The 12,119-nt window shown below is 65.6% G+C and carries 16 protein-coding genes; 10 read left to right on the top strand and 6 right to left on the bottom strand.

The features are described from left to right. The first annotated feature begins 153 nt into the window (after positions 1-153). Positions 154-585: a hypothetical protein gene (locus DPV74_RS16290; protein ID WP_119337573.1), complete on the top strand. Its 432-nt coding sequence runs from the start codon at positions 154-156 to the stop codon at positions 583-585. A 209-nt stretch (positions 586-794) separates the two neighbouring features. Then, on the top strand, positions 795-1,421 hold the full coding sequence (locus DPV74_RS16285; protein ID WP_119337572.1) for a hypothetical protein: 627 nt from the start codon (positions 795-797) through the stop codon (positions 1,419-1,421). 421 nt (positions 1,422-1,842) lie between these two features. On the opposite strand, the gene DPV74_RS16280 is transcribed toward DPV74_RS16285, so the two are convergent. Next, entirely contained in the window at positions 1,843-2,595 is a 753-nt protein-coding gene (locus DPV74_RS16280) for a DUF695 domain-containing protein (RefSeq protein ID WP_119337571.1), read from the bottom strand. An 86-nt stretch (positions 2,596-2,681) separates the two neighbouring features. On the opposite strand from DPV74_RS16280, the gene DPV74_RS16275 reads away from it, so the two are divergent. The 5 genes from DPV74_RS16275 (at position 2,682) to DPV74_RS16255 (ending at position 5,205) form a co-directional block, all read left to right on the top strand. Beyond that, positions 2,682-3,065, top strand: a complete 384-nt coding sequence (locus DPV74_RS16275; RefSeq protein ID WP_048020670.1) for a VOC family protein — start codon at positions 2,682-2,684, stop codon at positions 3,063-3,065. 47 nt (positions 3,066-3,112) lie between these two features. Further along, on the top strand, positions 3,113-3,421 hold the full coding sequence (locus DPV74_RS16270) for a phosphatidylserine/phosphatidylglycerophosphate/cardiolipin synthase (protein ID WP_119337585.1): 309 nt from the start codon (positions 3,113-3,115) through the stop codon (positions 3,419-3,421). 189 nt (positions 3,422-3,610) lie between these two features. Then, positions 3,611-3,853, top strand: a complete 243-nt coding sequence (locus tag DPV74_RS16265; protein ID WP_081052453.1) for a hypothetical protein — start codon at positions 3,611-3,613, stop codon at positions 3,851-3,853. Positions 3,854-4,031: 178 nt separating this feature from the next. Next, on the top strand, positions 4,032-4,574 hold the full coding sequence (locus tag DPV74_RS16260) for an aspartyl-tRNA synthetase (RefSeq protein WP_119337584.1): 543 nt from the start codon (positions 4,032-4,034) through the stop codon (positions 4,572-4,574). 157 nt (positions 4,575-4,731) lie between these two features. Next, positions 4,732-5,205 (top strand): VOC family protein, encoded by a 474-nt coding sequence (locus DPV74_RS16255; RefSeq protein ID WP_027787493.1) that lies wholly within the window; start codon positions 4,732-4,734, stop codon positions 5,203-5,205. A gap of 51 nt (positions 5,206-5,256) precedes the next feature. On the opposite strand, the gene DPV74_RS16250 is transcribed toward DPV74_RS16255, so the two are convergent. Next, positions 5,257-6,228 carry a diguanylate cyclase gene (locus DPV74_RS16250; protein WP_119337570.1) on the bottom strand — a complete coding sequence of 324 codons (972 nt, stop codon included), beginning with the start codon at positions 6,226-6,228 and terminating at the stop codon, positions 5,257-5,259. Between the two features lie 264 nt (positions 6,229-6,492). Here DPV74_RS16250 and DPV74_RS16245 point away from each other — a divergent pair, with 264 nt between their 5' ends. After that, entirely contained in the window at positions 6,493-6,720 is a 228-nt protein-coding gene (locus DPV74_RS16245) for a hypothetical protein (RefSeq protein ID WP_060172123.1), read from the top strand. Between the two features lie 101 nt (positions 6,721-6,821). On the opposite strand, the gene DPV74_RS16240 is transcribed toward DPV74_RS16245, so the two are convergent. Together DPV74_RS16240 and DPV74_RS16235 are read right to left on the bottom strand one after the other, a co-directional pair. Continuing rightward, positions 6,822-7,445: a phospholipase D family protein gene (locus tag DPV74_RS16240; protein ID WP_060172125.1), complete on the bottom strand. Its 624-nt coding sequence runs from the start codon at positions 7,443-7,445 to the stop codon at positions 6,822-6,824. A gap of 334 nt (positions 7,446-7,779) precedes the next feature. After that, complete coding sequence (locus tag DPV74_RS16235; protein ID WP_060084825.1) at positions 7,780-8,268, bottom strand: helix-turn-helix domain-containing protein; 489 nt, start codon at positions 8,266-8,268, stop codon at positions 7,780-7,782. A gap of 169 nt (positions 8,269-8,437) precedes the next feature. On the opposite strand from DPV74_RS16235, the gene DPV74_RS16230 reads away from it, so the two are divergent. Beyond that, positions 8,438-8,875, top strand: a complete 438-nt coding sequence (locus DPV74_RS16230) for a PaaI family thioesterase (protein ID WP_059700144.1) — start codon at positions 8,438-8,440, stop codon at positions 8,873-8,875. A gap of 147 nt (positions 8,876-9,022) precedes the next feature. Continuing rightward, complete coding sequence (locus DPV74_RS16225; RefSeq protein ID WP_059623479.1) at positions 9,023-10,075, top strand: NADP(H)-dependent aldo-keto reductase; 1,053 nt, start codon at positions 9,023-9,025, stop codon at positions 10,073-10,075. Between the two features lie 77 nt (positions 10,076-10,152). Here the strand turns inward: DPV74_RS16225 and DPV74_RS16220 are convergent, their stop codons facing one another. Together DPV74_RS16220 and DPV74_RS16215 are read right to left on the bottom strand one after the other, a co-directional pair. Continuing rightward, a complete protein-coding gene (locus DPV74_RS16220; RefSeq protein ID WP_119337569.1) occupies positions 10,153-11,439 on the bottom strand; it encodes an MFS transporter in 1,287 nt (428 codons plus the stop codon). A gap of 35 nt (positions 11,440-11,474) precedes the next feature. Next, positions 11,475-12,119, bottom strand: a 645-nt coding sequence (locus DPV74_RS16215; protein ID WP_162923059.1) for a peptidase dimerization domain-containing protein, incomplete at its 5' end; no start/stop codon positions are given.

Raw genomic sequence — 12,119 nt, 5'->3', positions numbered from 1 at the left:
GCGATCGTTATCGACAGGTTATGAGAATATCGTGATCCCGCCAGCGGGAATGATCCGTCGCGCGAATTTCATGCAGAATTCACACTGTTTCGCGAAACCCGGCAAGCCCGGATGATCGCAAGAACAGAGAGGGTGGATTGACCGGAGAAAACCATGTCGTCGAAACTTGAGATCGAATATCTCGATTACTGTTTCACCGCGACGCTCGAAGTCAGGGAGTCCGGTCGGACGGGCGTTGTCGATTGGCATCTCGAATCCGCTTCGCGAAGCAAGACACTTGCGTGGACCGTATTCGACCGCTATCTCGAGCGGAATGATTTCGCGGATGAAGAGGATGCGCGTGCCAATATCGTCGACTGGCTGGAGCGGCTGGCCGCTTCGGGATTGGGTGCTTCCGCGGAAATGGCGAAGGCGAATATGGTCGTTGCCGGCGCGTTGGTGACGGGCGCATCGACTGCATCGAACGCGTCAACGACATCGACCACATCGACCACATCGACTGCCGAAATCGTCGGCGAAACCGTCATCGACATCGCCAGCGATCTCGATTGGATCGAGATGGTTGCCGAATGGCTTTTCAGCTGACCGGTATGAGGACGAAACCCGGCTGTCATGACGCGGGCCCTTGTGTTCGCGAAACATGGTTTCAAAAAAAGATGCAGAAAAAATGAAGCCTGAATCGTGTCGATCGGAAAAATAGAATAAACCTGCTTTGACAGCAGCCGCGACTTACCGGAGACTTGCGCCGGGCCTGAAAATATCCGCTTGCATTAAAACAAGATCAAATTCCAGACATGAAAAGAAGAGCGCTGCTGACGGCGGGCGCGATCGTCGTCGTCGCCGGCCTGACAGGCTGCACGGCAATGCTGTTCGAAGATGGCCGATATGAAGAGACGGTCGACCGATTTCTCGTCAGCGAGGACGGCAAGAAATTCGTCGTGCTCGGCGAGAAATATCACTACATCTTCGATATGCCCGAGCATCTCGGTGCCGTGCTGGCATCGCCCTACCGCAAGTCGATCAACGCGTCGCTCTATGAATTCGTCGCGCAGGGCAGCAAGATCTCGGGCAAGTTCCGGCTCCGGCTCCGTCGCGCCGATATGACCGACGAGGGCTGGGACCGCGCGCTGGAGGACGGCTTCACGATGTGCGGGAGCAGGGATCTGGAGATGAAGGGGGAACTGGCCGGTTCGCGTTATCTGGCCGATGGTTTTGCACAGGGCAAGACGTGGTCGTCGTTTGCGCATTCGTACAAGATCGACGTCACCGATCGCATCACCACGGCGGGCAAGGCCGTGCGCGTGTTCGCGACCCCGGTCACGCTCGCGGCCGACGGCGTGATGATGATCGGGGCGGTGGTGCTGTCGCCTGTCATCGTGGTGTTGCTCGCGCCGGTCGCGGGCGTCGCGCTCGGGCCGTGACGCGATCCGCGCGGCACGCGAGCGTGCCGGTTGCCGCGGCATTGTCACCAAATGGTGAGTTGCCGCACAGATCGTTGCGCGGCCGGCGCTCACAATCTGGCCGGTTGACCGTTCTTCCCCGGCCCGGTCAACCATTTCCCCGCTCGCTCGCGCAGGAGCGGGGGCTTTTTGCCCGTCCGACGCCGCAAGGCCGCGTCGGCGGAACCGGACAGGCGTTCGGCGGGCAGCGCAATCGCACCGGTTGCGTGTCCCTGCATCCGATCGCCTGGTCCGCACGTATCGCTTTCCTCGTGCCTGAGCGAACCCTCAGGCCCATCGCCGGTTTCGGCCGGTGATGCCTTGGTCCCGGCGGCGCGCATCAATGCCGCCGGGATGTTTTTTGCGCCGGATGCGTTGCGTCACGTCGCTTGCGGCGGGCAGGTCAACCCGCTCGGCCAGCCTGTTCGACGCTGGTTTCCCATCCGTCGTATTCCCCTCCGAACGAATGTACCTCGCGATTGATCGCGACCGTATGGCGTGTGATGTCGGCCAGTGCCATGGTGCCCTCGTGCGAGAACCGTACGGCCGACTTGCCGTCCTCGGTGGGGGCGACCGATTCGACCGGATAGCCTTTCGCTTCGGCCCAGTCCGCGAACTGATGCGCGTCGCTCTGGTCGGGGAAGTACGCCCAGTGCATCACGCGCCGGCTGACATCGCCGGCGTCGCCTTTCTTCCGCAGTTCGTCCAGCACGCGCATGTCGCGCATGATCTGCCGGTCGTCGTCGGTCGGGTAGAGCGTCTGCCAGTACGCTTCCTTGTCCGGATCGTCCTGGTGCGCGTACTGCAACGCGTAGGTCGTCTGATCGGCCAGCGCGTCGATGATCTCCGCCGCGGCTTCTTCGTCGAGCGATACGTAGAAAAGGAAATCCCGATGGCCGTCGACGGTGATGCGGCCGACCTGCACACCACCTTTCGCCGTGATCGTGGCGTCCAGCAGGTCCTCGATCTTCGCGAGATCGGCGAATTCGTCGCCGGTCGGCAGGCCTTCCGGCGTCGGATGCGCAAAGGGGACGCGCACGCTGAGCAGCGACGTGCGCGGATCGCCTTCCGCGATTTCCGCAAAGTCGTGGTTGAAGCTGATGAAAGCCTGACGGTCGCCCATTCTGGCAGGGAAGGTTCCCCAGGCGTCGGTCATGTGTTTCTCCCGTGCACGATTGTCTGTTGACGGTTGTAAAGCGTCCCAATGTATCATCGAAAATCGCGTTGACCGGAGGGGCGCACATGATCGCGAGTCTGGGCATCCTGGTGCCGGTCGAAGACGATCGCTTTCGGGCGGTGGTGGATTTCTATCGTCTGGCGCTTGCGCTGCCGGTTCACTCCGAAGGCGTGTCGGCCGCGGGGAATCCGTGGCACCGCTTCGTGATGGGCGGAGCAACGCTGACCGTTCACACCGGCAGCGGCGGCAGGTTTCCGTATCCGGAGTTTCGACCGACCGGCCACGGCATTGCGCTGGCCGTCGAAGTCGCGCATGTGTCGGAAGCCGTCGCACGGCTCGAGTCGTGCCGCGTCGGCATCCTGAACGAGTGGGACTACGGCGACGGCACGGTTGCGATTTCCGTGGCGGACCCGGCGGGAAACGTCTGCGAGATCTGGGGCCGTCCGTGACCGTGCATCGGTACGGCGGGCCGCAAAAATATTCGAAGGAGATGCCGATGTCGATGTTTGCGGTGAATGGTGTGCGAATCGATCCGCTCAGCGCGCGCGTGACGCACGTGCGCTGGGCGGCCGTGAATCCGTCCGACCGGTCGTGGGCGGCGACGCCGAGCGAAGCGCCGGTGGCGGACGTGGCGCGCGTGCTCGCGTCCGGCAACGATGTCCGCGCAATCTTTTCGGCATCGGACGCCACCGCGATCGGGCCCCGGCTCAAACGCGTGCTGTATCGCGATGCATCGGAAGGCATCGAGCTCGACATCGATGCAACGAACGAATCGCGCACGTTGCGCGATCTGCCGCAAATCTGACCGAAGCGGCATGCGCCGTCGCATGAATGGCGGCACCTGGCCGAACGGTAGCTCGCACGACGTCGATCGCGAGGAGTAGTATTGGACGATCGTCGTGCCGCATGGCCGGTTGTGCCGAACGGTTTGACGGGTCACGCGATCTTCGGCGAGCCGTTACCGGAAGCGAACTTCGCAAACGCGTACGAGATCATGTCCAGATCCCTCATCGCTCCGTGGGCATCCGCGCTTTGTCTGGCGCTGTCGGCTTGCCAGACGGCGTCCGAGCCGCCTCCGCTGCCGTCGCCCGACACCGCGTCGGCGGCCGCAGCCGTTCCGGCATCGTCGCCAGCCGCGCCGATCCGTGGCATCGGTCTGGCGCCTCATCTGGCAGGGCAGAGTCACTGGGCCACCGGTCAATGCACGACCAACGGCACCGTCAAGGTGTGCAACTGAATATGACTGGTGCCGGCCGCGTACTGCCCGTTCCGCGTGGACGAGTGCGTGCTGCCGTGCGTCGATGCGTACCTTTTTCAATCACGATCATTTCCCGTCGGCACGCCGACCGTTTCAGCGCATCGACGGGGTGTCCAACTTCGATCACCCGGCGGCCGTCGAGGTGAGCGATCGCACAATGAAAGACGCACTTGAATCCATCGATTCCGGCTGGCACGTCGATCCGGTCGCGGGAACGATCATCGGCCAGTTGCCGGTGACGCTGGCGGTTGACAGCCGGAGCCTGAAAAGAAGGGCGATCGCGTGCATGGTGCTGGCCGCGGCAAGCCTGTGCGGTTATGCGGCCGCTCCGGCACTCTGGCCGGTAGCGGCGCTGGCCGGATTGCTGGCGCTGGCGGGGGCCGCCTTCTTCGTGTCGTCGCGACGCAGGATGGTGCTGCATGTCGACGAGACGGGTTTCAGGCTGATCGGAGGCGTACGCGAACAACCCGCCACGCCATGGCGTGATGTCACCGAATTCCGGATCATCAGCGTCGCAGGCAATCGCTACATCGGCTACCAGTTCTCGGCGCATTCGTCGCGCATCAGGGTGCCGGGCGGCGTGATGCTGCCGATTGCCCGGTTTGCCGATCTTCCGCTCGATGCGGTGGCAGGACTGCTCGAGGCATGTCGGCGGCAGTTCGGCATGCCGGACAACGAGGCCGATCGAACGGGCGGGTGACGCCCGATGCGGCGACCCCGGGCGTCCTGATACTCGAGAAAAAAATGCAGGGCGCCGTGTCGATTTTCGCCGGGGTCGTCCGTCGTAGCATCGGAGGCGTGCGCATCGCGCGTCCGTCCCGATTCCGATACGACAACCGACCGAAGGAGCGACACCCATGTCCACGTCCGTCAAACCGATCCCGGAAGGGATGCGTACGCTGACGCCGCACCTGATCTGCGCCGGCGCAGCCGCAGCCATCGACTTCTACAAGCGCGCGTTCAATGCGAGCGAACAGTTTCGCCTGGCGATGCCTGACGGCCGGCTCGCGCACGCGTGCCTCGTGATTGGCGATTCGACACTGATGCTGGTGGATGAAATGCCCGAACACGGCGCGCTCGGGCCGAAGGCCCTGAAAGGCACGCCGGTCTGCCTGCACCTGTACGTGCCTGACACGGACGCCGCGATCGCGAAGGCGGTCGCGGCCGGCGCGACGGTGACGATTCCTGCCGCAGACATGTTCTGGGGCGACCGCTACGGACAGGTCGAGGATCCGTTCGGACATCGCTGGTCGCTCGCGACGCACCAGCGCGACCTGACGCCCGAGCAGATCGCGGAGGCGATGGCCAGCGCGCCGCCGTGCGGCAGCTGACACAGCCGCGCCCCCGCAGTTGAACGGTAGGGCGGCGGCATGCGCCCGCGCTCACGCGCCGGCCGACCTGCCGCGCTGCTTGTGCTCGTACATCCGTTGGTCGGCCGATGCGAGCAGGCCGGCCACGTCGTGATGGTGCGCGGAGTCGTAGTCGACGTGCCCGACGCTGAACCGGATGTCATAGCCGCGCGCGTCGGCCGTGTTGCGCAGCGCAAGCGCCTGCGTCACGCGGTCGACCGGCTCGGCGACGTCGGCCGGATCGGTGGCACTCAGCAGCACGACGAACTCGTCGCCGCCAAGTCGTGCGATCACGTCGCTGTCGCGCAGTGCGCCCGTCAGCGTGTCGGCAAATGCCTTGAGCGCGCGGTCGCCCTCGGCATGGCCGAAGCGGTCGTTGATCGCCTTGAAATCGTTCAGGTCGAAGAACAGCAGCCCCGCGTGACGACCCAGGCGATCGCACAGGCTCAGCACGTGGCGGGCCAGGATCTCGAAGCCGCGGCGGTTCGTCAGCTGGGTGAGCTCGTCGGTGGTCGCGAAATGCAGCGCGGCGATCTCGCGTTCGGTCATGTGGGCGAGATCGCCGAGCAGCGCGAGCTCGTCGGGTTCGAGCGAGCGCGGCCGCGTGTCGATCAGGCACAGCGTACCGATGGGCGCGCCGTTCGGTGCCGCGAGCGGCCGGCCGGCGTAGAAGCGGATGCCGGGCGCGCCGGTGACGAGTGGATTGTCGTGGAAGCGATCGTTGTTCAGCGCATCCTGGATCACCATCGTATTGCCCGCGAGCAGCGCATGGGAGCAGAACGACACGTCGCGCGACGTTTGCGTGACGTCGAGCCCGGCATGGCTCTTGAACCACTGGCGATCGTCGTCGACGAGGCTGACGAGTGCGATCGGCACGTCGAACAGCCTGCGTGCAAGACGCGTCAGGCGATCGAACCGTTCTTCGGGCGGCGTGTCGAGGATCGAGAGCGAATGAAGCGTATCGAGCCGGGCCGCCTCGTCGGCCGGTTTCGGTGCAATTTGCATGGGTCGTGTCCTTTGTCCCGGCTGCGAGGCCGGTCACGGGATCGTATGCCGGACAGTATCGCGCATTGCGCGGCGCATCGCCATGCCGGCAATCCGGAAGCGGGCGGTTTCGGCTTGGCCCGGATCGTTGCAGATGCGGTGAGAAGCGGGCGTCATGGGCCCGCGTTTCGCCCCGATGCGCAATCCGGTGCGCGACGTCTCAAGGTGCCCGGCGCAGTGCCGTAAACAGGGCGAGTCCAATCGTTCATCGCCTCCCACTCCACCATGGTTCGAATTCTGTACGCGGGCTATCTCGCGTTTGCGCTGTATCTGCTTTATCCGATGGTCCAGAACACGCTGGCGTTCGGCGTCGTATGTGTGAGCAACGCGCTGCCGGGCGGCGCCAGCGGCTTGTCGACGTCGTCGGTACGCGGCGCGGGTGCGCATGCGAATCGCTGCACGCCGATGACGCAGGCCGGTGCCGCGACCGGGCGGACGGCTGAAATCCATTAAGCAAGGCGACGCGTTGGCCGTTCGGCCGAATTGAGCTTCGCGCGATGCTCGCCGATCATCTGCAACACGGCGGATCGAACACGGGGTGAGCGCGGCGCGTGTCAGTAGCTGGAGCGGTACGGCGTGCCCTGGTCGAAACGGCTTTGCCAGTGCGTGAGATAGCGCGACGCGAGTTGCGGGTTGTTCCACACCACGACGACGTTCTCGGAATTGCGGCTGGCCGCCGACGCGCTGTAGTTGAACGAACCCGTTTCGACGTGCTCGGCGTCGATCACGAGGTACTTGTCGTGATGGATCGCATAGGCGTCGATCGTGCGTGTCGGGATGCCTGCGTTGACGAGCAGGTTCAACGCCTGCTTGCTGCTCTTTGCGCGATTGCCCTTGTCGTCGACCACCACCGCGACATTCACACCGCGTCGCTTGGCGGCGAGCAGTGCGCGCGTGACGGGCGGCGACGTGAACGAATAGGCGGCGACGCGGATCGAACTGCGCGCGGCGCCGATCGCTTTCAGCACCAGCGCTTCGGCACCGCCATCGGGCGAAAATGCCGATTCGACGACCTGTGTTGCGGGCGCTTCGTGAGTGGGGGCCGGTAGCCACTGCGACACGAAGTCGATCGCCTGCTGGAGCAGCGATTCGCTTTGCGTCTTGCCGAAAGCGGTGAACGGTGTGGCGAGCAGGGAGGCGGCGAGACAGGCAGCGGCGAGGCGATTGCGCGACAACATCTTGGACAGCGAATAATTTCGAGACAGCGGGCCGTGAGTGTAACGCACACGTGGCGGCCCGGTCACGTGCGGATGCAACGGGATGACGCATCGCGAAGACCGGCGATGGCAGAGGCGGTGACGCAAAGTTGCGTTGTGCGGGATCCGTATGCGCGATCGGGGCGATCGGCGGATGGGGGCGATGGCAGCGCGTGAATGCGCGTGCGGCGGCAGCAGGGTGTCGGTGTGCAAGCCGTGCGAGAGTGCAACCAGGCAGGCTCGCTGGAACCGGCGACAGCAACGCGAACGCAACGAACGATCCGTGTGCGTCACGCGTTTCCGTATGCGCGATGCGTCAGTCCTCGGCCGCAGCCCTTCCGGCAGCTTCGGCTGCGACCCATCCGGGGCCACGCTCCGGCTGCACGTCGCGCGCGTCGAGCGGCTCGCCGCACGCCGAGCATACGGTGACCGCGTGCATCAGATGGCCGCAGGTACGGTGACGCAACTGCACTGGCGGCCCCTGGCCGTCGTCTTTCCAGCGGTCTCCCCATGCGGTCAGCGCAAGCAGGGTCGGGTAGAGGTCGAGGCCCTTGTCCGTCAAACGATATTCGAAACGCGGCGGGCGTTCCTGATAAGCGCGCTTGGCCAGCACGCCTTCGTCGACGAGCCGCGCGAGCCGCTCCGCCAGCACATGGCGCGTGACGCCGAGCTGGGTCTGGAACGCGTCGAAACGGCGGCAGCCGAGGAACGCGTTGCGGAGGATCAGCATGGTCCAGCGGTCGCCGAGTACGGCAAGCGTACGCGCGACCGAACAGTTCAGCGTGCCGATGTCATCCCATTTCATCGTCGAGTCTCTTGCGGCGGTTCAGCGAAATAGCGGGCTCGATTATAGAACCCGCCTTCGACTGCAACGAGCCCGGCCACGTTGACAACGACCGTGATCGTTGTGAATAATCAGTTCCAATTTGGAACTTACTCGCGCGGCGACGCGCTTTCAACCCGGAGACAACCCGATGAACCCGCTTTCCCTGTCTGGTCTCGATCTGCTGCGCGCAGCGGTATCGGGCGATGCGCCGCTCGCGTCGATTACCGAGACGATCCCGATGCGTCCGCTCGACGTCGAGCTCGGTTATGTGAAATTTTCGGCGCGGGCGGACGGCCGGCACCTGAACCCGCTCGGCGGCGTGCACGGCGGGTTCGCGGCGACGGTGCTCGATTCGGTCACGGGGTGTGCGGTGCATTCGATGCTTGATGCGGGCGTCGGCTACGGTACGGTCGATCTGCATGTGAAGATGCTGCGGCCCGTGCCGCGCGACGTCGAGCTGGTTGCGGAAGGGCGCGTGATTCACCTGTCGCGTTCGCTGGGCGTTGCCGAGGGCACGCTGAAGACGCCGGACGACAAGATCGTCGCGCATGCGTCGGCGACCTGTTTCATCCAGCGGCCGCAGTAACGGCGGCTGCTATGCCTTCGTTCGGGCCCTGCGCGTGAACGCTCGCACCTTTACCGAAGGCCGCCTGTAAGCGTGTGCGGCGCCTGTCTGAAGCGGTCGCTTCAATGTGATAGCGTTCCTGCTTTCCACTGACGCGACGGGAACAGCATGGAATACCGCACACTTGGCGATTCGGGCATCGAGGTCAGCCTGATCGGCCTCGGCACGATGACGTGGGGCGAGCAGAATTCGGAGCGCGATGCGCACGAGCAGATCGACTACGCGATCGGGCAAGGCGTGACGCTGATCGATGCCGCGGAGATGTATCCGGTGCCGCCGAAGCCCGATACGCAGGGGCGCACCGAACAGTACATCGGCACGTGGCTCGCGCAGCATCGCGCGCAGCGCGAGCGCATCGTGCTTGCGACGAAAATCGCGGGGCCGGCGCGGCAGCCGCACAATCCGCGCCATATTCGCGGCGAAGGCAACCAGTTCGACCGGAAGAACCTGACCGAAGCGCTCGACGGCAGCCTCAAGCGCCTGCAGACCGACTACGTCGATCTTTATCAGCTGCACTGGCCCGACCGCAGCACGACGACGTTCGGCCGTCCCGCCTATCCGTGGGTCGACGACGCCTACACGGTGCCGATCGAGGAAACCCTCGGCGTGCTCGCGGAATTCGTGAAGGCCGGCAAGGTACGCGCGATCGGCGTGTCGAACGAAACGCCATGGGGCGTCGCGCAGTTCCTGCGCGCGGCCGAGAAGCTCGGGCTGCCGCGCATCGCAAGCATCCAGAATCCGTACAGCCTGGTGAATCGCACGTTCGAGAACGGGCTGTCGGAGTTCACGCATCGTGATGGCGTCGGCCTGCTCGCGTATTCGCCGCTCGCGTTCGGCTGGCTGTCCGGCAAGTACGAGAACGGTGCGCGTCCGGCCGGTGCGCGCATCACGCTGTTCGAGCGTTTCCAGCGCTACAGCAAGCCGCAGGCCGTCGAGGCGACGTCGCGCTATGTCGCGCTCGCGCGGCGTCACGGGCTGTCGCCCGCGCAGCTCGCGCTGGCGTTCGTCAACAGCCGGCCGTTCGTGCGCAGCAACCTGGTCGGCGCGACGTCGCTCGAGCAGTTGAAGGAGAACATCGGCAGCGTCGACGTGAAGCTGTCCGACGAGATCCTCGCCGAGATCGACGCACTGCACGAACTGCAGCCGAACCCGGCGCCGTAAACGGCGCGCGGCCCGCGCGGCGACGATGCCGCGCCGGGCCGCACCGGCGGCGCGTCACCGCGCCGTCGTTTCTTCCGTTATCGCATCTTGAGCCGGGTGCGCGCGACGAACAGCGCGACGAGGCTCAGCACCGCACACCCCATCAGGTAGAGCGCCGGCGACAGCCGGTTGCCGGTTGCGCTGATCAGCCAGGTGATGACGAACGGCGCGAAGCCGCCGAACAGCGTGACCCCCGTGTTGTAGCTGACCGCGAGCCCCGTTGCACGCGTCTGCGACGGGAACAGCTCGGCCATCAGCGCCGGCAGCGCGCCGCAGTACATCGCCTTCAGCGCGCCGATCCAGACCAGTGCGGCGAGCATCGTCGCGAACGACGCGTGGCGCGTGAGCCAGGCGAACGTCGGCCACACGCTGACGAGCATCAGCACGGCCGCGGCCGCCATCATGCGGATCCGCCCCGTGCGATCGGACAGGTGGCCGATGACCGGCGTGACGAGCGTGAGCACGAAACCGGTCGCGAGCGTCGCCGCGAAGCCCGTCGACGCGGGCAGGCCGAGCTGCTTGATCGCATAGGTCGGCATGTACAGCACCATGTAGTTGATCGCGGTCGAGATCACGAGTGCGCCGATCGACAGCAACAGCCGCAGCTTCTGATCCGCGAACAGTTCGCGCACGGGCGCTTCCGAGCGTGCCTGCGTCTTGAACTCGACGCCTTCGTCGACGTAACGGCGGATGTACAGCCCGACCGGGCCGATCGCGAGCCCGAACAGGAACGGCACGCGCCAGCCCCAGCTTTCGAGTTGCGCGGTTGTCAGCGTGGACGTCAGCAGCGCACCGAAGCCCGACGCGAGCAGCGTCGCGAGGCCCTGGCTCGCGAACTGCCAGCTCGACATGAAACCGCGCCGCTGCGGCGCGTGCTCGACGAGGAACGCGGTCGAGCTCGCGAATTCGCCGCCCGCGGAAAAGCCCTGCATCAGCCGCGACAACATGATCCCGAGCGGCGCAAGTATGCCGATCGATGCGTAGGTCGGCATCGACGCGATCAGCAGCGTGCCGGCCATCATCATCGCGATCGACAGCAGCAGCGACGCCTTGCGGCCCGCGCGATCCGCGTACGCGCCGAGCACGAAGCCGCCGATCGGCCGGATCAGGTAGGACAGCCCGAACGTGCCGAGCGTGAGCATCAGCGACGTCGCTTCGCTCGTGGCGGGGAAGAACAGCTTGGCGATCGTCACCGCGAAGAAGCCGTAGACGATCAGGTCGAACCATTCGAGTGCGTTGCCGATCGACGCCGCGAAGATGATGCGCCGGATCTTCGCGGCGCTGGGGTGGGCGGCTTCCTGCGAGGTCAGGGTGGTCGTGTTCATCGTGTGGGCAGATCCCGTGAAAGGGGCGAAGCGCGTTACAGGGTGGCGCCGGCCGCGGCGGGCGCCGCGCGGCGAACGGTCGGGGCGTCCTCGCCGAGATCCCAGAAGAGGCCGGCCATCATCTGCAGCCCCTCGCTGACGACGCTCGCGAGCAGGTGCTCGTCGGGCGCGTGCTGCGAGCACGCGGGGTACGAATGGGGTACCCACAGGGTCGGCAGCCCGAGCGTGTCGGCGAACACTTCGTTCGGCAGCGTGCCGCCGAGATTCGGCAGGATCGCGGGTTTCTTGCCGGTGGTCCGCGCCAGCGACGCGACCGCCCAGCGGACCCACGGATCGTCCGGCGACACGCGCGTCGCCGGTGCACCGCGCTCGACGTCGATCTCGATGTCGGCGAAGCCGTGCGCATCGAGGTGCGTGCGCAGGTGCGCATGCAGCGCCTGCCAGTCGGTGCCGACGACGAAGCGCAACTGGCAGTGCGCATACGCGGCGGGCGGGATCGCATTGACGGGGTGCTCGGGGTTGCCGGCCTTGAATGCGAGGATCTCGAACGTGTTCCAGCCGAACACACGCTCGGGCGCGGTGAGGCCGGGCTCGCCCCAGCCGGCGTCGAGCGCCGGATCGCCGGGGCCGCCGCCGACGCAGAGATCGGCGAGCGCCTCGCGCACGGCGGCCGGGATCGG

This window comes from Burkholderia sp. HAN2018, assembly GCF_024704855.1.
Lineage (GTDB): Bacteria > Pseudomonadota > Gammaproteobacteria > Burkholderiales > Burkholderiaceae > Burkholderia > Burkholderia cepacia.
This window is presented reverse-complemented; position numbering and strand designations above follow the sequence as displayed.

Bases quoted from the DNA above. Each gene is read 5' to 3' on its own strand.
- DPV74_RS16290 (WP_119337573.1), top strand. From the start codon at position 154: ATGTCGTCGAAACTTGAGATCGAATATCTCGATTACTGTTTCACCGCG.
- DPV74_RS16285 (WP_119337572.1), top strand. From the start codon at position 795: ATGAAAAGAAGAGCGCTGCTGACGGCGGGCGCGATCGTCGTCGTCGCC.
- DPV74_RS16280 (WP_119337571.1), bottom strand. From the start codon at position 2,595: ATGACCGACGCCTGGGGAACCTTCCCTGCCAGAATGGGCGACCGTCAG.
- DPV74_RS16275 (WP_048020670.1), top strand. From the start codon at position 2,682: ATGATCGCGAGTCTGGGCATCCTGGTGCCGGTCGAAGACGATCGCTTT.
- DPV74_RS16270 (WP_119337585.1), top strand. From the start codon at position 3,113: ATGTCGATGTTTGCGGTGAATGGTGTGCGAATCGATCCGCTCAGCGCG.
- DPV74_RS16265 (WP_081052453.1), top strand. From the start codon at position 3,611: ATGTCCAGATCCCTCATCGCTCCGTGGGCATCCGCGCTTTGTCTGGCG.
- DPV74_RS16260 (WP_119337584.1), top strand. From the start codon at position 4,032: ATGAAAGACGCACTTGAATCCATCGATTCCGGCTGGCACGTCGATCCG.
- DPV74_RS16255 (WP_027787493.1), top strand. From the start codon at position 4,732: ATGTCCACGTCCGTCAAACCGATCCCGGAAGGGATGCGTACGCTGACG.
- DPV74_RS16250 (WP_119337570.1), bottom strand. From the start codon at position 6,228: ATGCAAATTGCACCGAAACCGGCCGACGAGGCGGCCCGGCTCGATACG.
- DPV74_RS16245 (WP_060172123.1), top strand. From the start codon at position 6,493: ATGGTTCGAATTCTGTACGCGGGCTATCTCGCGTTTGCGCTGTATCTG.
- DPV74_RS16240 (WP_060172125.1), bottom strand. From the start codon at position 7,445: ATGTTGTCGCGCAATCGCCTCGCCGCTGCCTGTCTCGCCGCCTCCCTG.
- DPV74_RS16235 (WP_060084825.1), bottom strand. From the start codon at position 8,268: ATGAAATGGGATGACATCGGCACGCTGAACTGTTCGGTCGCGCGTACG.
- DPV74_RS16230 (WP_059700144.1), top strand. From the start codon at position 8,438: ATGAACCCGCTTTCCCTGTCTGGTCTCGATCTGCTGCGCGCAGCGGTA.
- DPV74_RS16225 (WP_059623479.1), top strand. From the start codon at position 9,023: ATGGAATACCGCACACTTGGCGATTCGGGCATCGAGGTCAGCCTGATC.
- DPV74_RS16220 (WP_119337569.1), bottom strand. From the start codon at position 11,439: ATGAACACGACCACCCTGACCTCGCAGGAAGCCGCCCACCCCAGCGCC.